The organism is Micromonospora sp. B006 (assembly GCF_003408515.1).
Classification (GTDB): domain Bacteria; phylum Actinomycetota; class Actinomycetes; order Mycobacteriales; family Micromonosporaceae; genus Micromonospora; species Micromonospora echinospora_A.
Window position 1 is genome coordinate 6,092,501 of sequence record NZ_CP030865.1, and the last position, 21,466, is coordinate 6,113,966.

Sequence of the window (21,466 nt, forward strand, 5' to 3'; positions counted from 1 at the left end):
AAGGGCGAACGGTGGATGCCTTGGCACCAGGAGCCGATGAAGGACGTGGGAGGCCGCGATAGGCCTGGGGGAGCTGTCAACCAAGCTGTGATCCCAGGGTGTCCGAATGGGGAAACCCGGCATCAGTCATGTGATGTCACCCGCACCTGAACACATAGGGTGTGTGGGGGGAACGCGGGGAAGTGAAACATCTCAGTACCCGTAGGAAGAGAAAACAAATAGTGATTCCGTGAGTAGTGGCGAGCGAAAGCGGATTGAGGCTAAACCGGCTGCGTGTGATACCTGTCAGGGGTTGCGTGGTCGGGGTTGTGGGACCCTGCTCAACAGACTGACATCTGTTGGAGAAGTTACAAAGCCAGTGGTTAGTCGAACAGTCTGGAATGGCTGACCGTAGACGGTGATAGTCCGGTAGGTGAAAGCTGCTGGTCTTCTGTGGGTGTTCCCGAGTAGCGGCGGACTCCTGAAATCTGCCGTGAATCTGCCAGGACCACCTGGTAAGCCTAAATACTTCCTGGTGACCGATAGCGGACAAGTACCGTGAGGGAATGGTGAAAAGTACCCCGGGAGGGGAGTGAAATAGTACCTGAAACCGTTCGCCTACAATCCGTCGGAGCCTTGCGGGGTGACGGCGTGCCTTTTGAAGAATGAGCCTGCGAGTTAGTGGCATGTGGCGAGGTTAACCCGTGTGGGGGAGCCGTAGCGAAAGCGAGTCTGAATAGGGCGTTTTTAGTCGCATGCTCTAGACCCGAAGCGGAGTGATCTAGCCATGGGCAGGCTGAAGCGCGGGTAAGACCGCGTGGAGGGCCGAACCCACCAACGTTGAAAAGTTGGGGGATGACCTGTGGTTAGGGGTGAAAGGCCAATCAAACTCCGTGATAGCTGGTTCTCCCCGAAATGCATTTAGGTGCAGCGTCGCGTGTTTCTTGCCGGAGGTAGAGCACTGGATGGTCTAGGGGGCCCACAAGCTTACCGAAATCAGCCAAACTCCGAATGCCGGTAAGTGAGAGCGCGGCAGTGAGACTGCGGGGGATAAGCTTCGTAGTCGAGAGGGAAACAGCCCAGATCACCAGCTAAGGCCCCTAAGCGTGTGCTAAGTGGAAAAGGATGTGGGGTCGCATAGACAACCAGGAGGTTGGCTTAGAAGCAGCCACCCTTTAAAGAGTGCGTAATAGCTCACTGGTCAAGTGGTTCCGCGCCGACAATGTAGCGGGGCTCAAGCACACCGCCGAAGCTGTGGCATTCACATTTTAACTTCGTGCCTCCTTGATGGGGTATGCAGGTGTGTGGATGGGTAGGGGAGCGTCGTGCCGGGGGTGAAGCAGCGGGGTGACCCAGTTGTGGACGCGGCACGAGTGAGAATGCAGGCATGAGTAGCGAAAGAAGGGTGAGAAACCCTTCCGCCGGATGACCAAGGGTTCCAGGGCCAGGCTAATCCGCCCTGGGTGAGTCGGGACCTAAGGCGAGGCCGAGAGGCGTAGTCGATGGACAACGGGTTGATATTCCCGTACCCGCGAAAGAGCGACCCTGACGAACCTCGTTGTGCTAACCACCCGAACCGCCGGCGGTCTTCGGACCAATGGTGGGGAGCGTGGGAACCTGGCGGGTAGTAGTCAAGCGATGGGGTGACGCAGGAAGGTAGCTGAGCCCGGCCGGTGGTTGTGCCGGGGTAAGCGTGTAGGCCGGTGTGTAGGCAAATCCGCACACCATTGAGGCTGAGACGTGATGCCGAGCCGATTCAGGTGAAGTCAGTGATCCTATGCTGCCGAGAAAAGCCTCTAGCGAGTTCTTAGCGGCCCGTACCCCAAACCGACACAGGTGGTCAGGTAGAGAATACCGAGGCGATCGGGCGAACTGTGGTTAAGGAACTCGGCAAATTGCCCCCGTAACTTAGGGAGAAGGGGGGCCGGAGACGTGAAGCCCCGCGCGGGTGGAGCGTTGTATGGCCGCAGAGAGCAGGGGGAAGCGACTGTTTACTAAAAACACAGGTCCATGCGAAGAAGTAATTCGATGTATATGGACTGACGCCTGCCCGGTGCTGGAACGTTAAGGGGACCTGTTAGCTCTTCGGGGCGAAGCGGAGAACTTAAGCGCCAGTAAACGGCGGTGGTAACTATAACCATCCTAAGGTAGCGAAATTCCTTGTCGGGTAAGTTCCGACCTGCACGAATGGCGTAACGACTTCCCCACTGTCTCAACCACAGGCCCGGCGAAATTGCATTACGAGTAAAGATGCTCGTTACGCGCGGCAGGACGGAAAGACCCCGGGACCTTTACTATAGCTTGACATTGGTATCTGAATTAGCTTGTGTAGGATAGGTGGGAGCCGGTGAAGTCCATACGCCAGTATGGGTGGAGGCAATCTTGAAATACCACTCTGGTTGATTTGGGTATCTAACTTCGGACCGTTATCCGGTTCAGGGACAGTGTCTGGTGGGTAGTTTAACTGGGGCGGTTGCCTCCTAAAGGGTAACGGAGGCGCCCAAAGGTTCCCTCAGCCTGGTTGGCAATCAGGTGTTGAGTGCAAGTGCACAAGGGAGCTTGACTGTGAGACTGACAGGTCGAGCAGGGACGAAAGTCGGGACTAGTGATCCGGCACTGGCATGTGGAAGCGGTGTCGCTCAACGGATAAAAGGTACCCCGGGGATAACAGGCTGATCTTCCCCAAGAGTCCATATCGACGGGATGGTTTGGCACCTCGATGTCGGCTCGTCGCATCCTGGGGCTGTAGCAGGTCCCAAGGGTTGGGCTGTTCGCCCATTAAAGCGGTACGCGAGCTGGGTTTAGAACGTCGTGAGACAGTTCGGTCCCTATCCGCCGTGCGCGTAGGATACTTGAGAAGGGCTGTCCCTAGTACGAGAGGACCGGGACGGACGAACCTCTGGTGTGCCAGTTGTCCCGCCAGGGGCACGGCTGGTTAGCTACGTTCGGAAGGGATAACCGCTGAAAGCATCTAAGCGGGAAGCTCGCTTCAAGATGAGGTATCCCACCCACTTTGTGGGGTAAGGCCCCCAGCTAGACGACTGGGTTGATAGGCCGGAAATGTAAGCCCGGTAACGGGTTCAGTTGACCGGTACTAATAGGCCGAGGACTTGACTACTAAGCTGCTACGCGTCCACTGTGCAACTCTGAACACACAACAACCCGTGGTTGGTTGTTTGATATGTTCATAGAGTTACGGCGGTCATGGCGGAGGGGAAACGCCCGGTAACATTCCGAACCCGGAAGCTAAGCCCTCCAGCGCCGATGGTACTGCACTCGGGAGGGTGTGGGAGAGTAGGACACCGCCGGACAAACTTCCAGTCGAGGGCCGCCCCAGCAGGGGCGGCCCTCGACTGCGTTAGCGTTCTCGGCGGAAACGCCATCAGGAAGGATGTACCTGTGAGTTCAGGACCCCAGGGCGGGGACCGCCCCCGTCGTTACGAGGATCGCGCCGACCGTGGCCAGGGGCGTGGTGACGCCGGCCGCGACGGCCGTCGCGATGACCGTCCCTCGTACCGGGGCGGCCGCGACGACCGCCCGGGCGGCTTCCGTGGTGGCGACCGTGACAGTGGTGCCCGGAGCGGTGACCGCCGTGAGGGCGGTTTCCGTGGTGGCGACCGTGAGGGTGGGTTCCGGAGTGGGAACCGCCCGGGCGGCGACCGTCGCGAAGGCGGGTTCCGTGGAGGCGACCGTGACGGTGGCTTCCGTGGCGGTGAGCGTCGCGAGGGTGGCTTCCGTGGCGGCGACCGTCGCGAGGGAGGCAGCCGCGACGGCGGCTTCCGCGGTGGCGACCGCCGTGAAGGCGGCTCCGGCGGCGGTGACCGTCGTGAAGGTGGCTTCCGTGGCGGTGACCGTCGTGAGGGCGGTTTCCGTGGTGGTGACCGTGAGGGTGGGTTCCGGAGTGGGAGCCGCCCGGGCGGTGACCGTCGCGAAGGCGGGTTCCGGGGGGGCGACCGTGACGGTGGCTTCCGCGGTGGTGAGCGTCGCGAGGGTGGCTCCGGCGGCGGTGACCGTCGTGAAGGTGGCTTCCGTGGCGGTGACCGTCGCGAGGGCGGCTTCGGCGGTGGCGACCGCCGTGAGGGCGGTTTCCGCGGTGGCGACCGTGAGGGCGGGTTCCGGAGTGGAAACCGCCCGGGCGGCGACCGTCGCGAAGGCGGGTTCCGGGGCGGCGACCGTGACGGTGGCTTCCGTGGCGGTGAGCGTCGCGAGGGCGGCTTCCGCGGTGGCGACCGTCGCGAGGGCGGCGCCCGCGACGGCGGCTTCCGTGGCGGTGACCGCCGTGAAGGTGGCTTCGCCGGTGGTGACCGTCGTGAGGGTGGCTTCCGTGGCGGCGACCGCCGTGAGGGTGGCTTCCGGGGCGGCGACCGCCGTGAAGGTGGCTTCGCCGGTGGTGACCGTCGTGAGGGCGGCTTCCGCGGTGGCGAGCGCCGTGAGGGCGGTTTCCGTGGTGGCGACCGTGAGGGTGGCTTCCGCGGCGGGGAGCGCCGTGAAGGCGGCTTCGGCGGTGGCGACCGGCGCGACGGTGGTTTCCGTGGTGGTGACCGCCGCGAGGGTGGCGCCCGCGAGGGCGGTTTCCGTGGCGGTGAGCGTCGCGAGGGCGGCTTCCGGGGCGGTGACCGTGAGGGCGGTTTCCGTGGTGGGGACCGTCGTGAAGGTGGCTTCGCCGGTGGTGACCGTCGTGAGGGCGGCTTCCGCGGTGGCGAGCGCCGTGAGGGCGGTTTCCGTGGTGGCGAGCGCCGCGAGGGCGGCTTCCGCGGTGGTGACCGTGACGGTGGTTTCCGTGGTGGCGACCGTCGTGAAGGCGGTGCCCGCGAGGGCGGTTTCCGTGGTGGTGACCGTCGCGAAGGTGGCTACCAGGGCGGCGACCGCCGGGAGAGCTACGCCGGTGGCGACCGCCGCGAGGGCGGTTCCCGGGGCGGTGACCGCGACCGTGGCTTCCAGCGCGACGACCGGGGGCCGGGCGGTTTCCGGGGTGAGCGGGACGGCGAGCGCCGTGGCTACGGTGACCGGCCGGGTGGCGACGACCGCCGTGGCAACTACGGTCCGCAGCGCGAGCGCCGGGACGAGCGTGGCGAGGGGCGTACCGGTGAGGCGCCGGAGCTGCCGGACGAGGTCGTCGCAAGCGACCTCGACTCGCCCGTCCGGGCGGAGCTGCTCTCCCTCGCCAAGCCGGTCGCGGAGACTGTCGCCCGGCACCTGGTCGCGCCCGGGCTGCTGATCGACGAGGACCCGTCGCTGGCGCTGGCGCACGCCATGGCGGCCCGCCGGCTCGCCTCGCGGATCGCCGCTGTGCGGGAGGCCGTCGGGCTTGCCGCGTACCACGCGGGTGAGTGGCAGACGGCCATTGCCGAGCTGCGGACGTACCACCGGATGAGCGGCCTGCAGAGCCACCTGGCCGTACTGGCCGACTGCGAGCGGGCCCTGGGCCGGCCGGAGCGGGCGATCGACCTGTTCCGCGGGGCCGACCGGGACAAGCTCGACCAGGCCGTCGCGATCGAGCTGCTCATCGTGGCCGCCGGCGCGCGCGGCGACCTCGGGCAGAAGGACGCGGCCGTGGCGATGCTGCAGGTCCGCGAACTGACCGGCGACTCGGCCGAGCCGTGGGCCGCGCGACTGCGCTACGCGTACGCGGACGCCCTGCTGGCGGTGGACCGGCGCGAGGAGGCGCGGGAGTGGTTCTCCCGGGCTGCCGACGTCGACTCCGAGGGGGAGACCGACGCCGCCGAGCGGCTGCTGGAGCTGGACGGCGTGGTCATCGAGGGCGACGACGAGCCGGAGGACGACGCGGACGCGTCCGAGCCCTCGGCCGAGGACACCCGCGACGAGGACGACGACGAGGACGACCTCGACGACGACGATGACGACGATGATGACGATGATGACGATGATGACGATGATGACGACGACGATGACGACCTCGACGATGACGACGACCGCGAGGATGACGCGCGTCTGAGCGGCGGCGACGACATCACGTCGGGTGCCGGCGGGGACGCGGCACGGGCCGGCTACCGGGACCGTGACGCCGGCGATCTGGACGACGACGAGCTGACCGACACCGAGGCCGGCTCCCTCGCCACCAGCACCGCCACCACCCCGACCTTCGTCGCGGCGGCCGACGAGCCGACCACCACCGCTCCGGACGCCGACGACACCACGGCGGACAAGGCCGACGCCGACCGGCCCGCGCCGGGCGACGCCGCGGCCGGCGAGGGCGAGGCGGCGGAGCGCCGGTGACCGGGTACGGCGGGGACACCGCTACCGGCGCGGACCAGGGGCGACCCGGCCGCGCCGGTGCGGGCGGCCGGCTGGTCGACGCGTACTCGCTTGTCGTCTTCGACCTGGACGGCGTCATCTACCTGATCGACCGGCCCATCCCCGGCGCGGTCGAGGCGGTCGGCCGGCTGCACGCCGAGGGGCGCGCCGTCGCGTACGCGACGAACAACGCCTCCCGGCGCTCCAGCGAGGTGGCGGACCTGCTCACCGGCATGGGCGTCCCGGCGCAGCCGGCGGAGGTGCTCACCTCCGCGGCGGCCACGGCCGAGCTGCTCCGGGACCGGCTGCCCGAGGGCGCGCCGGTGCTCGTGGTCGGCGCGGAGGCGCTGCGGGCCGAGCTGCGCGCGGTGGGCCTGCGGCCGGTGTCCACCGCCGACGAGGAGCCCGCCGCCGTGGCCCAGGGCTACGGTCCGCAGGTCGGCTGGTCCGACCTGGCCGAGGCGTCCCTGGCGGTACGCGCGGGCGCGCCCTGGTACGCCACGAACACCGACCGCACCCTGCCCAGCCCGCGCGGCCCGCTGCCGGCGAACGGCTCACTGGTCGCGGTGCTGCGTACCGCGTTGGGTCGTGACCCCGACGTGGTGGTGGGCAAGCCGGAGCCGGCGCTGTTCGCCACCGCCGCGCGCCGGGCCGGGAGCGGGCGCACGCTCGTGGTGGGGGACCGGCTGGACACCGACATCGAGGGCGCGCGCCGGGCCGGGCTGGACAGCCTGCTGGTGCTCACCGGGGTCAGCGACGCTGCCGAGCTGCTGGCCGCGCCCGAGGAGCGCCGCCCCACGTACGTCTCGTTCGACCTGGCGGGGCTGTTCGACCCGGCCGCGGTGGTGGCGGTGCCGGGCCGGGCGACCGCAGGCGGCTGGTCGGTGACGGAGGCCGGCGCGGACCTCGTGCTCGACGGCGCGGGACCGCCGCTGGAGGCCCTCGCTGCGCTCTGCGCGGTGGCCTGGACGGCGTCGGCCGGGCCGCGCGTGCGGGCGCAGTCCCCGGCGGCGGCGGAGGCGCTCGCCGCGTTCGGCCTCGACGGCTGAGCGGCGAACCGGCCCGACGGCTGAGCGGCGGGCGGCCTGCGCGGCGGATCGACTAGAGCAGCTTGCGGAGCTTCATCAGGTCGAACGGGTTCGCCTTGATCGAGACCCGCCGGGAGGCGACCGCCGACATCACGTCGAGGCGGCCGTGCACCAGCGCGACCAGGTCGTCGCTGCCCGCGCTCAGGGCGATCTTCGCCTTCGGATCGTCGCCGTCGGCCAGGTCAACCAGCCGTCCGCCCTCCAGCCGCCCGTGAAAAGCCGTGTCGAGATCGGTGATCCGGCAGGCCAGGGTGCGGTCGAGGTCGATGCGTCCCTGCGCCTCGGCGTTGCGGTCCAGCCGCGCGGCCAGGTCGTGCAACGCCTGCCGGCACTCGTCCACGCTGGCCACATCGTCTCCTCACCACGAACCACGCCGTTTCCCGGCACCGTACCGCAATGGGGCGTCCGGGGTGCCCGGTAGCGTGGCACCTGCACACCTCGCCCCGCGGAAGGACTCAGGCATGCAGGACGCGTGGCGCGCCTACCTCGAGCTGGCCATGGGCCTGACGGAGGCGCCCCGGAAGAAGGCACAGGACGCGGTCATGCGCGTCGTCGGCCAGGGTGGCGCGACCGCCGCCCAGATCCAGACGCTCGCCGAGGAACTGGTCGCCACCGGCCTGGCGAACCGGGAGTCGCTGACGAAGCTCGTCCGCTTCGAGGTGGACCGGGCGCTGGGCGCGGTCGGGCTGGCCACCGCCGACGAGGTCGCCGAGCTGACCCGCCGGGTGCACGACCTGGAGCGGCAGTTGCGCGAGGCGCGCGGCAACCTCGGGCCCGGCGAGACGCCGCCCGCCGGAGCGTCCGAGCCCGCCGCCCCGACCCGGGCCGCCGCGGCGCCGTCCGGCGCGGCCGCTCCGGAGACCGAGCCGTCCAGCGCCGAGCCGTCACCGGCAGCGCCGTCCGGGGCCGGGCAGCCGAAGGCCGCCGCCGGGACCCCGGCGACGACGCCGACGAAGGCGGTGGCGAAGAAGACGGTGGCCAAGAAGGCGATCGCGAAGAAGCCGCCCGCCACCATGGCCCGTACCCCTGCCGACGGCTCGCCCGCCGCGCCCGCCCGGCCGGCGAAGAAGGCCACCGGGCGCCGGGCGGACGGCTCGTGACCGCGCCCCGGCCCGGTCCGCCGCCGGGCCCGCGGCCCGGACCGCCCCCTGGGGTACGCCCCGCGCCGGTCGAGGAGTTCGGCGAGGCGCGGCACCCGGCGGTGGACGCCGCCGTGCTCGGCATGGCCAACGCCGAGGCGCTCGCCCCGGCCGACCAGATCGCCCAGTACGAGGCGGCGTACGAGACGCTGCGCGAGACCCTCGCCACCATCGACCAGGCCTGAGCAGAGGCGGAGACACACCTGATGGCTCGTCGTACCCGGCTGGACGCCGAACTGGTCCGGCGCGGCCTGGCCCGTTCCCGGGAACAGGCCGCCGCGCTCGTGGAGGCCGGTCGCGTCCAGCTGCGTGGAGTGCCGGCGCGAAAGGCCGCGGCGATGGTCGACCCGGCCGACCCGCTGCTGGTCACCGGCGAGGATCCGGCGCAGGAGTACGTCTCCCGGGGCGGCCACAAGCTGGCCGGCGCGCTCGCCGCGTTCGCCCCCGGCGGGCTGACCGTCACGGGCCGGCGCTGCCTGGACGCCGGCGCGTCGACTGGTGGTTTCACCGACGTGCTGCTGCGCGGCGGCGCCGCAGAGGTGGTCGCCGTGGACGTCGGCTACGGGCAGCTCGCCTGGTCGCTGCGCACCGACGAGCGGGTCCGGGTGTTCGAGCGCACGAACGTGCGTACGCTCACGCCGGAGGCGATCGGCGGCCCGGTCGACCTGACGGTGGCCGACCTGTCGTTCATCTCACTGCGCCTGGTGCTGCCCGCGCTGGCCGCGTGCACCGGCCCCGGCGGCGACCTGGCGCTGATGGTCAAGCCGCAGTTCGAGGTCGGCAAGGAGCGGGTCGGCGCCGGCGGTGTGGTCCGCGATCCGGCGCTGCGCGCGGAGGCGGTGCTGGACGTGGCCGCGGCGGCCGCCGGGCTCGGTCTCGGGCTCGCCGGTGTGGCGGCCAGCCCGCTGCCCGGGCCGAGCGGCAACGTCGAGTTCTTCGTATGGTTGCGCGGGGACGCGCCCGCCGCGGACCCGGAGCGGGTCCGCGCGGTGGTGGCCGCCGGTCCGCAGGGCGCCGCCACCACGGCGGCCACGACCGAGGAGGTGTCCGGGTGAGCCGCACCGCGCTGCTGGTGACGCACACCGGCCGTCGACGCAGCACCGAGCACGCCCGCGCGGTGGCCGCCGACCTGATCGCCGCCGGTTTCGAGGTGCGGGTGGTGGCCGAGGAGGCCGACGACCTGGACCTGCCCGGAGTGGTGCCGGTGACCGGTCCGGAGGCGGCCGAGGGCGCCGAGATCGTCTTCGCGCTCGGCGGGGACGGCACGTTCCTGCGCGCGGCCGAGCTGGCCCGTCCGACGAAGGTCCCGTTGCTGGGCATCAATCTCGGCAAGGTCGGCTTCCTCGCCGAGGCGGAGATCGACGACCTGGACACCGCGGTACGGGACGTGGTCGAGCGCAACTACAGCGTGGACGAACGGCTCACGCTGGACGTCACCGCCGAGTTCGAGGGCGGGCCGACCATCGAGTCGTGGGCGCTCAACGAGATCAGCGTGGAGAAGGGCGAGCGCGCCCAGATGCTGGAGCTGCTCGTCGACGTGGACGGCCGGCCGCTGTCCCGGTACGGCTGCGACGGCGTGATCTGCGCGACCCCGACCGGCTCCACGGCGTACGCGTTCTCCGGCGGTGGGCCGGTGGTCTGGCCCGAGGTGGAGGCGCTGCTGCTGGTGCCGATCAGCGCGCACGCGCTGTTCAGCCGCCCGCTGGTGACCGCGCCGACGTCGACGTTCGTCATCACCGTCGACCCGTTCACCACCCTGGCCGTGCTCTGCTGCGACGGCCGGCGCGTCTACGACCTGCCGCCCGGCGCCCGGGTCACGGTACGCCGGGGCACGTTGCCGGTGCGCATCGTGCGGTTGCGGGCGCGCCCGTTCACCGACCGGCTGGTGGCCAAGTTCGACCTGCCCGTCCAGGGCTGGCGGGGCAACCGTCGCTGACCGACGGATCAGCGGAAACCTCCGTTCGGACCACCGGTCCGGGCCGCCGCGCGCGTTACGGTGGGCGTACGGGCCGCGATGAGGTGAGTCCGGGCGCGGCGGTGAGGCCCGCCGCTTCCGGATGCGTGGCCCCGATGTCGCGGGCTCGGCCAGGGGGTGGTCGGGGCCGCGACGGTCGGGACGCCGGAGCGTCGAAGCCGGCCGCGGCGGGCGGACCGGCGCGCCGCGTCCGATCGGGTGTCGACCCCGTCGGGCGGACAGGTCGCGGAGCCGCCGCCGGAGGAAGCGGCGGCGCGCGAGCTGGGCGACGCGATCTCCGGCGTCCCGGCCCTCCACCGCGCTGTGCTCGTGTCCACCGGCGACATGCCGCCGGTGCGGCGGCCGTCAGGTCGGCCAGCCGCCGTGGTCGGACACCAGCGGGCAGATCGCGGTGCGACCGTCCGCCACGGCCAGTCGGCGGCCCAGCCGCTGCGCGAGCTCACCGACCCGGGCCGTGTCCGCCCGTACCAGGCTGCGGTGGAGCTCCTCCTCGTCCGGGTCAGGCCTCCAGCACGGGGCTGAACCGTACGGATGCCCGCGGCTCGACCTGCCGGCTGGTCAACTGTCACACGGCGGGGCTACTGTCGGGTGCTGTGCTGGAAGAGCTGCGCATCACCGGACTGGGCGTCATCGAGGACACCACGCTGCCGCTGGCCGCGGGGATGAACGTCATCACCGGCGAGACCGGCGCCGGGAAGACCATGGTGGTGACCGGCCTCGGCCTGCTCTTCGGCGGCCGCGCCGACGCCGGCCGGGTGCGCGCCCAGCCGGGCCGCGCGGTGGTGGAGGGCCGGCTGCGCCTGGGCGGGCGGGTCGCCGAGTCGGTGCACGCCCGCATCGTCGACGCCGGCGGTGAGCCCGACGAGGACGGCTCGCTGCTGCTCAGCCGCACCGTCACCATCGAAGGGCGCTCCCGCGCGCACCTGGGCGGCCGGGCCATGCCGGTGTCCACGCTCGGCGAGGTCGGCGAGCAGGCGCTCGCCGTGCACGGCCAGTCCGACCAGCTGCGGCTGCTGCGCCCGGCCGAGCAGCGGGCCTCGCTCGACCGGTTCGCCGGCCCGGAGCACGAGAAGCTGCTCGAGGCGCTGCGCGAGACGTACGCCCGGTGGCGCACCGTCGTCGACGACCTGGCCGACCGGCGGCGCAACGCGCGCGAGCGCAACCAGGAGGCCGATCTGCTGCGGCTGGGCCTGGACGAGATCACCCGGGTCGACCCCCAGCCGGGGGAGGACGACGAGCTGAAGGCGGAGGCGCAGCGGCTGGAGCACGCCGAAGGGCTGCGCACCGCGGCGCAGGTCGCGCAGCAGTGCGTGGCCGGCGGCGTCGAGGCGGCCGACGAGACGCCGGACGCGGCGACGCTGCTCGGTACCGCGCGGCGCACGCTGGAGGCGCAGGCCGGCACCGACCCGGCGCTGGGCGAGCTGGCGGCCCGGCTGGAGGAGGCCGCCACGCTGGTCACCGACGTGGCCGCGGAGCTGTCCACCTACCTGGCCGCGCTGGACGCCGACCCGGCCCGCCTGCAGACCATCTACGAGCGGCGGGCCGCGTTGCGCGGGCTCACCCGCAAGTACGCCGACGACGTCGACGGCGTGGTCGCCTGGGCCGAGCGGGCCCGGACCCGGCTGTCCGATCTGGACACCTCCGACGAGCTGCTGGACGAGCTGGACCGCGAGGCGACCCGGCTCGCCGGTGAGGTGGCCGACCTCGCCGGCCGGGTGTCGGCGTCCCGGCGGGAGGCCGCGGTCCGCTTCGCCGAGCAGGTGACTGTCGAGCTGGCCGGGCTGGCCATGCCGCACGCCCGCATCGAGGTGGCGGTGCTGCCCCGCCCGGCGGGCCGGTCCGAGCCGAGCCTGCCGGTCAACGGCGTCGAGACCGGCGTCGGCGCGGACGGCGCCGACGAGGTGGAGCTGCGGCTGCTGGCCCACCCGGGCGCGCCGGCGCTGCCGCTGCAGAAGGGCGCCTCCGGCGGCGAGCTGTCCCGGGTGATGCTCGCCATCGAGGTGGTCTTCGCCGGTTCCGGCGGCCCGCCCACGCTGGTGTTTGACGAGGTCGACGCGGGTGTTGGCGGCCAGGCCGCGGTGGAGATCGGCCGCCGGCTGGCCCGGCTGGCCCGCAGCCACCAGGTGCTCGTGGTCACTCACCTGCCGCAGGTCGCCGCGTTCGCCGACCGGCACCTGGTGGTGGCCAAGGACACCGGGGGAGCGGTCACCACGAGCGGGGTGCGCGTGGTGGAGGACACCGAGCGCGCCCGGGAACTCGCCCGGATGCTCGCCGGTTTGCCGGACTCGGATCTGGGTATCGCCCATGCCGAGGAGCTCCTGGCCGTGGCGGCCAAGGAAAGGCGTCCGTGATACCCCGATTGTGAGCGCAAGCACACCGGGGCGGGTTCCGGTGTGCTTCCCTGGGTAGGCGGCCCTGCTCAGGCATGTCGCGACAGCAAAACCTGCCTCACATGCCAGGATGGTCACGATGCGTCTACCCATACTGCGCCGGAGCCGGAACCCGGAGCCGGGCTCCATCGTCGGCACCGCGCGCCTCGACCGCCGGACGAAACGGCTGGTCGGGCGGCTGCGCCCCGGCGACATCGCGGTCATCGACCACGTCGACCTGGACCGGGTGGCGGCCGACTCGCTCGTCGCGGTGGGCGTGGCGGCGGTGCTCAACGCCAAGCCGTCGGTCTCCGGGCGCTATCCCAACCTCGGTCCGGAGGTGCTGATCTCCGCGGGCATCCCGCTGCTGGACGACCTCGGTGAGAGTGTCTTCGAGCAGGTCCGCGAGGGCGACCGGGTCCGCATCGAGGGCAACACGGTCTTCGTGGGCGACGAGCCGGTCGCGCACGGCACGTTGCAGGACGCCGAGACCGTGGCCAAGTCGATGGCCGACGCCCGGGAGGGCCTGTCGGTGCAGTTGGAGGCGTTCGCCGCCAACACGATGGACTACCTGCGCCAGGAACGTGACCTGCTGCTCGACGGCGTCGGCGTACCGGAGATCCAGACCCAGATCCAGGGCCGGCACTGCCTGATCGTGGTGCGCGGCTACGACTACAAGGCCGACCTGGACGTGCTGCGCCCGTACATCCGGGAGTTCAAGCCGGTGCTGATCGGCGTCGACGGCGGGGCCGACGCGCTCGTCGAGGCGGGCTACACCCCGGACATGATCATCGGGGACATGGACTCGGTCACCGACGACGTGCTGCGCTGCGGCGCCGAGGTGATCGTGCACGCCTACCCGGACGGGCGGGCCCCGGGCCTGGCCCGGGTCAACGGCCTCGGCGTACCGGCCATCACCTTCCCGGCGGCGGCCACCAGCGAGGATCTCGCCATGCTGCTGGCCGACGAGAAGGGCGCCTCCCTGCTGGTTGCCGTCGGCACCCACGCCACCCTGGTGGAGTTCCTGGACAAGGGCCGCGGCGGCATGGCGTCGACGTTCCTGACCCGCCTGAAGGTGGGCGGCAAGCTGGTCGACGCCAAGGGCGTCAGCCGGCTCTACCGGCAGAGCATCTCCGGGTCATCGCTGCTGCTGCTGGTCCTGTCGGCGGTGGCCGCGATGGCCTCCGCGGTGGCGGTCTCCACCGTCGGGAAGGCGTATTTGGGCGTGGTCTCCGAATGGTGGGACAATTTCGTGTTCCAGCTCGGCCAGCTCTTCTAGCTCCCCCGACGATCAAGAGGCTGCAAGCGTGATCAACTTTCGCTACCACGTGGTGTCCCTGACCGCGGTCTTCCTGGCGCTGGCGATCGGCCTGGTGGTCGGCACCGCCGCGCTCAACGGGCCGGTCGCCGACTCGCTGCGGGAGAACGTCAACGGTCTGCGCAAGGACAACTCGCTGATGCGCCAGACAGTCAACAGCATGCAGAAGCAGCTGGAGACCGAGGAGGACTTCGCCGCCGAGATGGCCCAGCTCGTCCTGCCCGGCAAGCTGACCGGCCGCCGGGTGCTGGTGCTCACCCTGCCCAGCGGCCGCGACCAGGCCGAGGGCGTGACGAAGATGCTCCAGACCGCCGGGGCCGACGTCACCGGCCGCATCGACGTCCAGGACAAGTTCGTCAACCCGGACAGCAACAACAACCTGCTGGAGCTGGCCGTCACCGCCGCCCGGCCGAACAGCGCCCCCACCGCCAACCTGCCCGGCAACGGGCACGGCGTGGAGACCTCCAGCGCGCTGCTGGCGAACGTCCTGGTGGACCGCCCCGCGGGCAGCCCGGCGGTCAGCGAGGCCGACCGGCGCACCGTGCTGGAGCACTACGCCACCGCCGGCTACCTCACCCCGGCGGACAAGATCTCCACCGCCGCAGAGGCGGTGGTGATGGTCACCGGCCAGCCGTACGTGGACAAGGACTCGGCGAAGAAGGACGAGTCGGTGGTGAAGATCGCCGAGCAGTTCGACCATGCCGGGGCGCTCGTGGTCGCCGGCATGGGCTCGACCGGCGGGAACCTGGTCTCCGTGGTGCGGGGCGACCCGGTGCTGGCGCAGACCATCTCCACCGTCGACAACGCCAACACCGTGCAGGGCCAGCTGGGCACCAGCCTCGCCCTGGCACAGCAGCTCACCGAGAAGAAGACCGGCCAGTACGGCGTGGGCGACAACGCCACCTCCCGGGTGCCTACACTGCCCCGGTGACCGCTGCGGGCCGCCCGGTCCGTGCCGCGTCGCGTTCGAAGTCCGGATCGAGGAGGTCCCGTGAGACTGGGTCGGCTGCTCGCCGTGGGCGCGGGGGTGCTGGCCGCCCGCTACGCGCTGCGCCAGACGCGCACGTCGCCGGGCGGGCCGGCGCTGGAGCGCACCAACTACCGGGGCCGCACCGTGACCCTGGCCGCCGGACCGGCCCTCGCAGTGGGCGCGGCGACCGGGGCCGCGCTGGGCGCCGGCAGCGCCCCGGCCGGCGCCGCCGCGCTCGTCGCCGGGCTCGGCGCGGGCGCTGTCGGCCTCTACGACGACGTGGTCGGCGCACGCCCCGAACAGAAGGCCGCCAAGGGCTTCGCCGGGCACCTCGCCGCGCTGCGCGAGGGCCAGGTCACCGCCGGGATGGTGAAGGTCGCCGGGGTGGGTGTGGCCGGGCTCGGCGCCGCGGCGCTGCTCGCCGCCGACCGGCGGGTCGCCGCACACCCGCGCCGCCAGCGGGCCGGCGCCTTCGGCCGAGGGCTCGACGTGCTGCTCGGCGCCGGCGTGGTGGCCGGCACCGCCAACCTGGTCAACCTGCTCGACCTGCGGCCCGGCCGGGCGCTGAAGTCCGGCATGCTGCTCGGCGTGCCGCTGACCGCCGGCCAGTACGGCGGCATCGCGGCGGGCGCCGTGGGCGCGTCGGCCGCGCTGGTCGGGGACGACCTGGGCGAACGGGTGATGGTCGGGGACAGCGGCGCCAACGCGCTCGGTGCGCTGCTCGGCGTGAGCCTGGCCGCGCGTACCGGGCCGCTGGGCCGCGCCGGCGTGCTGGCCGTGCTCGCCGCGCTCACCGCCGCCAGCGAGAAGGTCAGCTTCACCCAGGTCATCGCGTCCACGCCGGGGCTGCGGCACCTCGACGAGCTGGGCCGGCTCCCGGACTGACGTGACGAAACCGGCTCCTCTCGCCGCCGCCGGCCGGGTCGCCGGGGCGGCCGCCCTCATCGCCGTCCTCACCGTCCTCAGCCGGCTCGCCGGCTTCGGCCGTACCGCCGTGTTCACCTGGATGCTGTCCACCAGCGACCTCGGCGGCGCCTACCTGGTGGCGAACTACGTCCCGAACTTCATCTTCGAGATCGTCGCGGGCGGGGCGCTCGCCAGTCTCGTCGTACCGCTGCTGGCCGGCGCCGTCGAGGCGGGTGACCGGCGCGCGGTGGCCGCCACCACCGGCGCGCTGCTGACCTGGACGCTGAGCCTGCTGGTTCCGCTGGCGGTGCTGGTGGCGGTCTTCGCCGACCCGCTGCCGGGCCTGATCGGCGACGGCCTCAGTGAGGCGCAGCAGGCGTCCGGGGCCCGGATGCTGCGCGTCTTCGCGCCGCAGCTGCCGCTCTACGGCGTGGGCATCGTGCTCACCGGGGTGCTCCAGGCGCACCGCCGGTTCGCCTGGCCGGTCATCGCGCCGCTGCTGTCGAGCATCACCGTCATCGGCGTCTACCTCGCCTTCACCGCGACCGAGGGACGGCTGGCCACGATCGGCGAGGCCGGGCGCGGCGGTGAGCTGCTGCTGTCCGCCGGCACCACGCTCGGCGTGGTGGTGCTCTCGCTGTCGCTGCTGATCCCGCTGCGCCGGCTGAGGCTACGGATCCGGCCGGGCTACCGGTTCCCGGCCGACGCCCGGGCCCGGGTCGGCGGCCTGGCCGTCGCCGGGGTGGTCACCGTCGCCGCCCAGCAGATCGCCCTGGTCGTCGCGCTCAACCAGGTCACCTACGGCCGGACCGCCGACGTCGGCGTCTACAACCTGGCCCAGACCGTCTACTTCCTGCCCTGGGCGGTGCTGGCGGTGCCGCTGGCGGTGGCGGCGTACCCGACGCTCGTGGCGGCCCGGGCCGGCGGCGACGAACGGGCCTACCGGGAGACGCTCGCCCCGGCGGTACGCGGCGTGGTGCTGTTCAGCCTGCTCGGCGCCGCCGCGCTCGTCGGCACCGCGATCCCGGTCGGGCACTTCTTCTTCGCCGACCCGCTCGACGCGCGCACCGCAGCGGCCGGGATCGCCGGATTCGCGCCCGGCCTGCTCGGCTACGGCCTGTTCGCGGTGCTGACCCGCGCCCTGTATGCGCGCGGCGAGACCCGCTCGGCCACCGTCGCCACCGCGCTCGGCTGGCTCAGCGTGCCCGCGTTCGCTGTCCTGTTCGCCCAGGCGCTGCCGCTGGCCGACCGGGTCCTCGCGGTGACGCTGGCGACCTCCGCCGGCATGGTGCTGCTCGGCGCGCTGCTGCTCGCCGCCGTACGGCGTGCCGCCGGGGGTGAGGCGCTCGCCGGGATCGGCCGGGCCGGCGCCGCCGGGCTGCTCGCCGCAGTGGTCGCCGGAGCGGGCGGGGCGGCCGTCGCGGCGGGACTCGCCGCGCTGGGTGACGGCACCCCGACGACACCGCAGGCCCTCGCGCAGGGCATGCTGTCCGGGGTCGTGGTCGGTGTCCTGTTCCTCGCCGTCGCCTGGCTGACCGACGCCCGCGACCTGCGGCCGCTGCTCGCGGCCGTGACCCGCCGGCTGGGCCGGCGACGCCCGTCCGGCGGGGACGACGGCCCGCCGGCGCAGCAGCACCCCGGCGAGCGGGGCGACGGAAAGGAGACCGTTTCCTCATGACGGACGCCTCGCCCGCACCGCGCTGGCCCGGGTCGGTGGCCCTGGTGCTGGCCTCCAGCACCGGCGGGGTCGGGCAGCACGTGCGCTCGATCGTCGGAGGACTCACCGAGGCCGGAGCGTCGGTGCTGGTGTGCGGCCCGGCCGCCACCGAGGAGCAGTTCGGCTTCACCGGCGCCGGCGCCCGGTTCACCCCCGTCGAGATCCCGGCCAGCCCCACACCGGGCGACGCGCGCGCGGTCACCGCGCTGCGCCGCGCGCTCGCGGACACACCCGTCGACGTGGTGCACGCGCACGGGCTGCGCGCCGGCCTGGTCGCCGCGCTCGCCCGACCCACCGCACCGCTCGTCGTCACCTGGCACAACGCGGTCCTCGCCACCGGGCTGCGCGGCGTGGCGTCCCGGCTGGTCGAGCGGATCGTCGCCCGCGCCGCCCGGGTCGCCCTGGGCGCCTCCGCCGACCTGGTCGAGCGCGCCGCCGCGCTGGGCGCCGCCGACGCGCGCCTGGCCCCGGTCGCCGCGCCCACCCTGCCCGCGCCGCGCCGCCGCCGCGCCGCCGTCCGCGCCGAGTTCGGCGTCACCGCCGACCGTCCGCTGATCCTCTCGGTGGGCCGGCTGCACCCGCAGAAGCGGTACGACCTGCTCATCGACGCCGCCGCCCGCTGGCGAACCCGTACCCCCGCCCCGGCCGTGGTGATCGCCGGCAGCGGACCCGCGTACCTGCCGCTGGCCGCCCGGATCTCGGCCGCCCGCGCGCCGGTCACGCTGCTCGGGCACCGCACCGACGTGGCGGACCTGCTGGCCGGCGCCGACCTCGCGGTGGTGACCAGCGACTGGGAGGCCCGCCAGCTGTTCGCGCAGGAAGCGCTGCGCGCCGGCGTACCGCTCGTCGCGACCGCCGTCGGCGGGCTGCCGGAGCTGGTCGGCGACGGGGCCGTGCTGGTGCCACCCGGGGACGTGGACGCCGTCGACGCGGCCGTGCGCGACCTGCTCGACGACCCGGCCCGCCGGGCCGAGCTGGGCCGCCGGGGCGCCGCCCGCGCCGCGACCTGGCCCACCGAGGCGGACACCGTGGCCGCCCTCGCCGACCTCTACGCCGAGCTGACACCCCAGCACTCCGCCGGGAACCGCTGATGCTGCGCCGACTGACCCCGGTCCTGCTGACCCTGGTCGTGGTGGCGCTGGGCATCACCGCGCTGGCCGCCCGGCCGGACGACGGCGCGCACCGGCCCGGCGCCGACTTCGTGGTGCTCGTCGGCGCGGCCGGCCTGCGCTGGGACGACGTCGACCCGGAGAACACGCCGACGCTGTGGCGGATGGCCGAGCAGGGCGCGATCGGCTCCCTGTCGGTGCGTTCCGCGCACCGGCCAACCTGCCCGGTCGACGGCTGGCTCACCCTCGGCGCCGGGAACTTCGCCGCCTGGCCCGGCGCCCGCCCGGGCGGTGGCTGCCCGGCCGCCGGCGTCACTGTCGAACGGCCCGACGGCATCGGCGCGAACCTGCCCGACCAGCCGAGCGTCGTGGCGCACAACCAGGAGCAGCTCGCCTGGGGCGCCAAGCCCGGCGCGCTGGCCGAGTCGGTGCGTTGCTCGGTTGCGGTGGGGCCGGGCGCCGCGGTGGCTGCCGCCCGTCCGTTCGGCCGGGTCGACAGGTACGCGCCCACGCTGCCCGAGAACCCGGCGGACCTGCTCGGCTCCTGCGTGCTGAGCATCGTCGACGTCGGCACCGTCGACGACGACGACCCGGCCGTACGGGCGGCTCAGGCGCGGCAGGCCGACGCCCGGCTGGCCCGGGTGCTCGCCGCCCGTCCGCCGCGCTCGCTGGTGCTGGTAGCGGGCGTCTCGGACACCGACTCCCCGGCGCGGCTGCACGTCGCGATCGCCGACGGCCCCGGCTGGGACGGTGGCTGGCTGACCTCGCCGAGCACCGCCCGCTCCGGCTACCTGCAACTCGTCGACCTGGCCCCGACGGTGCTCGCCGTGCTGGACCGACCCGCCCCGGATCGGGCCTTCGTCGGCCGGCCCGCTGTCACAGTCGACGACCGGCCCGACGACCTGCGGGCCGCCATCGAGGCGCCGGCCGACGCGGACCGGGAGGCCGCCGCCCAACGGCGCGTCGCCGGCTGGTTCTTCACCCTGCTCGCCGCCGCCCAGCTGGCCCTCGCGGTGGCGGTGCTGCCGCTGTTGCGCCGGGCCCGCCGGCACGCCGGACCGCACGGCCCCGAACCGGTGTCCCGGCGCGTCGTGGCGGTGGTGGAGCTGCTGCTGATCGCCGCCGCCCTCGCCGTGCCCGCGGCGCTGCTGGCCGACGCCGTGCCCTGGTGGCGCGGCAGCCACGCCGGCCTGTGGTACGCCTCGGTGACCGCGCTGCTCGTCGTCGGCGGCACCGCCCTCGTCCGGTTCAGCCCCGGGCACGAGCGGACGCTCGGCCCGCTCGGCGCGGTCGCCGGGCTGGCCGCGCTCGTGGTCGGCGTGGACGTGCTCACCGGCTCCCGGTTGCAGCTCAACGGCGTGGTCGGCTACTCCGCGCTGGAGGGCGGCCGGTACGCCGGGCTGGGCACCGTCGGGCTGGGCGTGTTCGTCGCCGGGTCACTGCTGTGCGGCGGCTGGCTCGCCCAGCGGTTCCGCAAGGGCTGGCGGCCGATGGTGATGGTCGCCGTCGGAGGACTGGCCGTGGTGATAGTGGGCAGCCCGTACCTGGGCGCCGACTCGATCGGCGCGATCGCGCTCACCGCCGGGGTCAGCGTGGCGGCCGCCATCTGCACCGGCGGCTGGCTCACCGTGAGCCGGCTGGCCTGGGCCACCATGGCCGCGCTCGCGGTCACCATCGGCTTCGCCCTGGTCGACCTGGGCCGACCCGCCGAGGAGCGGGGGAGCCTGGGCCGGTTCCTGGCCGCGCTCGGCGACGGCACCGGCGGGCTCACCGTGCACCGCTCCGGCGACTCCAACATCCAGACGCTGGTGAACAGCCCGCTCACCGTGCTGGCCCTGGCCTGTGCGGCGCTGGTCTGGCTGGCGTTGCTCCAGCCGTGGGGCGGGCTGATGCGGCTGTTCGGCATCTACCCGGCGATCCGGGCGGCGATCGCCGGCACCGCCGTGGCCGTCGGGCTGGGCGGTGTGCTGGGCGGCTCGGCGTTGGACGTGGCCGGTGCGGCGGCGGCGCTCGTGGTGCCCATGGCGGCGCTGTCGGCGCTGCGGGTGCTCGACCACTCCACCGACCGCACGTTGCCCGACAGCGGCCGTCCCGGCGGCGAGAGGGATGCGGTCCCACCGGGCGGCCCGGACAGCCCTTCCCGAGGCGGCCCGGCTGGCGACGGCCCGGCTGGCGACGGCCCGGCTGGCGACGGTGCGGGTGGCGACGGTGCGGGTGTTGGCCGGCCGGCGGGCGACGGGCTGGCCGATGGCGGTGCGGATGGTGGTGGCCGGCCGGCTGCCGACAGGCTGGGCGGTGGCGATGGGTCGGCGGGTGACCGCCCAGTCGGCGACGGTGCGGGTGGTGGTCGGCTGGATGATGCCGGCCCGGTCGGTGACGGTGCCGGCGATCCGGGGGAGGCCGGAGAACCGGCCGAACCCGATCGGCAGGGCCATGTCGGCAGTGAGGCGCCGAACGGGCCGCCCGTCGCAGGGGCGCGGGTCCCCGCACAGCCGACCCCGGCGTCCTCGGAGATCCCCGCCGGCTGACCCGTCCCGCGGCCCTCCGGGTCGGTGTGCCGCCCCCGCCCCGCCCGCCAGTTCGGGGAGGTGGTGGGGTCGAGGCCCTGCGGAAGGCACCACACCGGCGATGTGGTGTTGAT

At 72.9% G+C, this 21,466-nt stretch carries 15 protein-coding genes and 2 rRNA genes (1 of these 17 only partly in view); 15 read left to right on the forward strand and 2 right to left on the reverse strand.

Translation table 11 applies throughout. From position 1 onward, the window contains the following. A 23S ribosomal RNA gene (locus MicB006_RS27370) occupies window positions 1-3,097 on the forward strand (it extends 12 nt beyond the left edge of the window). A gap of 76 nt (window positions 3,098-3,173) precedes the next feature. After that, a 5S ribosomal RNA gene (gene rrf / locus MicB006_RS27375) occupies window positions 3,174-3,290 on the forward strand. Between the two features lie 94 nt (window positions 3,291-3,384). Here the strand turns inward: rrf and MicB006_RS32095 are convergent. Further along, entirely contained in the window at window positions 3,385-5,229 is a 1,845-nt protein-coding gene (locus MicB006_RS32095) for a hypothetical protein (RefSeq protein ID WP_192900143.1), read from the reverse strand. Between the two features lie 3 nt (window positions 5,230-5,232). Here MicB006_RS32095 and MicB006_RS32100 point away from each other — a divergent pair, with 3 nt between their 5' ends. Continuing rightward, the gene (locus MicB006_RS32100) at window positions 5,233-6,216 is read left to right on the forward strand and encodes a Replicase polyprotein 1ab (RefSeq protein WP_192900144.1); all 984 of its coding nucleotides are present in this window, start codon (window positions 5,233-5,235) and stop codon (window positions 6,214-6,216) included. Between the two features lie 71 nt (window positions 6,217-6,287). Continuing rightward, window positions 6,288-7,283 carry an HAD-IIA family hydrolase gene (locus MicB006_RS27385; protein ID WP_192900344.1) on the forward strand — a complete coding sequence of 332 codons (996 nt, stop codon included), beginning with the start codon at window positions 6,288-6,290 and terminating at the stop codon, window positions 7,281-7,283. Window positions 7,284-7,335: 52 nt separating this feature from the next. Here the strand turns inward: MicB006_RS27385 and MicB006_RS27390 are convergent, their stop codons facing one another. After that, window positions 7,336-7,671 (reverse strand): SCP2 sterol-binding domain-containing protein, encoded by a 336-nt coding sequence (locus MicB006_RS27390; RefSeq protein WP_073831639.1) that lies wholly within the window; start codon window positions 7,669-7,671, stop codon window positions 7,336-7,338. A gap of 112 nt (window positions 7,672-7,783) precedes the next feature. Here MicB006_RS27390 and MicB006_RS27395 point away from each other — a divergent pair, with 112 nt between their 5' ends. The 11 genes from MicB006_RS27395 to MicB006_RS27450 all read left to right on the forward strand — a co-directional run bounded on the left by MicB006_RS27395 (window position 7,784) and on the right by MicB006_RS27450 (window position 21,353). After that, window positions 7,784-8,422, forward strand: a complete 639-nt coding sequence (locus tag MicB006_RS27395) for a phasin family protein (protein ID WP_116509985.1) — start codon at window positions 7,784-7,786, stop codon at window positions 8,420-8,422. Continuing rightward, complete coding sequence (locus tag MicB006_RS27400) at window positions 8,419-8,646, forward strand: hypothetical protein (RefSeq protein WP_116509987.1); 228 nt, start codon at window positions 8,419-8,421, stop codon at window positions 8,644-8,646. Before MicB006_RS27395 ends, MicB006_RS27400 begins: the two co-directional genes overlap by 4 nt. A 21-nt stretch (window positions 8,647-8,667) precedes the next feature. Beyond that, on the forward strand, window positions 8,668-9,516 hold the full coding sequence (locus tag MicB006_RS27405) for a TlyA family RNA methyltransferase (RefSeq protein WP_073831636.1): 849 nt from the start codon (window positions 8,668-8,670) through the stop codon (window positions 9,514-9,516). Continuing rightward, window positions 9,513-10,397, forward strand: a complete 885-nt coding sequence (locus MicB006_RS27410; protein WP_073831635.1) for an NAD kinase — start codon at window positions 9,513-9,515, stop codon at window positions 10,395-10,397. The genes MicB006_RS27405 and MicB006_RS27410 overlap by 4 nt, the downstream gene beginning before the upstream one ends. A 632-nt stretch (window positions 10,398-11,029) precedes the next feature. Further along, on the forward strand, window positions 11,030-12,787 hold the full coding sequence (gene recN, locus MicB006_RS27420; protein WP_116509989.1) for a DNA repair protein RecN: 1,758 nt from the start codon (window positions 11,030-11,032) through the stop codon (window positions 12,785-12,787). Between the two features lie 118 nt (window positions 12,788-12,905). Next, window positions 12,906-14,084 (forward strand): putative cytokinetic ring protein SteA, encoded by a 1,179-nt coding sequence (gene steA, locus MicB006_RS27425; protein ID WP_116509991.1) that lies wholly within the window; start codon window positions 12,906-12,908, stop codon window positions 14,082-14,084. 28 nt (window positions 14,085-14,112) lie between these two features. Further along, window positions 14,113-15,054, forward strand: a complete 942-nt coding sequence (locus tag MicB006_RS27430; RefSeq protein WP_116509992.1) for a copper transporter — start codon at window positions 14,113-14,115, stop codon at window positions 15,052-15,054. 60 nt (window positions 15,055-15,114) lie between these two features. Further along, window positions 15,115-15,978 (forward strand): hypothetical protein, encoded by an 864-nt coding sequence (locus MicB006_RS27435; protein ID WP_116509994.1) that lies wholly within the window; start codon window positions 15,115-15,117, stop codon window positions 15,976-15,978. Between the two features lies 1 nt (window position 15,979). Continuing rightward, on the forward strand, window positions 15,980-17,677 hold the full coding sequence (murJ, locus tag MicB006_RS27440) for a murein biosynthesis integral membrane protein MurJ (protein ID WP_116509995.1): 1,698 nt from the start codon (window positions 15,980-15,982) through the stop codon (window positions 17,675-17,677). Further along, complete coding sequence (locus MicB006_RS27445; RefSeq protein ID WP_116509997.1) at window positions 17,674-18,807, forward strand: glycosyltransferase family 4 protein; 1,134 nt, start codon at window positions 17,674-17,676, stop codon at window positions 18,805-18,807. The genes murJ and MicB006_RS27445 overlap by 4 nt, the downstream gene beginning before the upstream one ends. Then, complete coding sequence (locus MicB006_RS27450; RefSeq protein ID WP_116509998.1) at window positions 18,807-21,353, forward strand: hypothetical protein; 2,547 nt, start codon at window positions 18,807-18,809, stop codon at window positions 21,351-21,353. The genes MicB006_RS27445 and MicB006_RS27450 overlap by 1 nt, the downstream gene beginning before the upstream one ends. Window positions 21,354-21,466 lie beyond the last annotated feature (113 nt).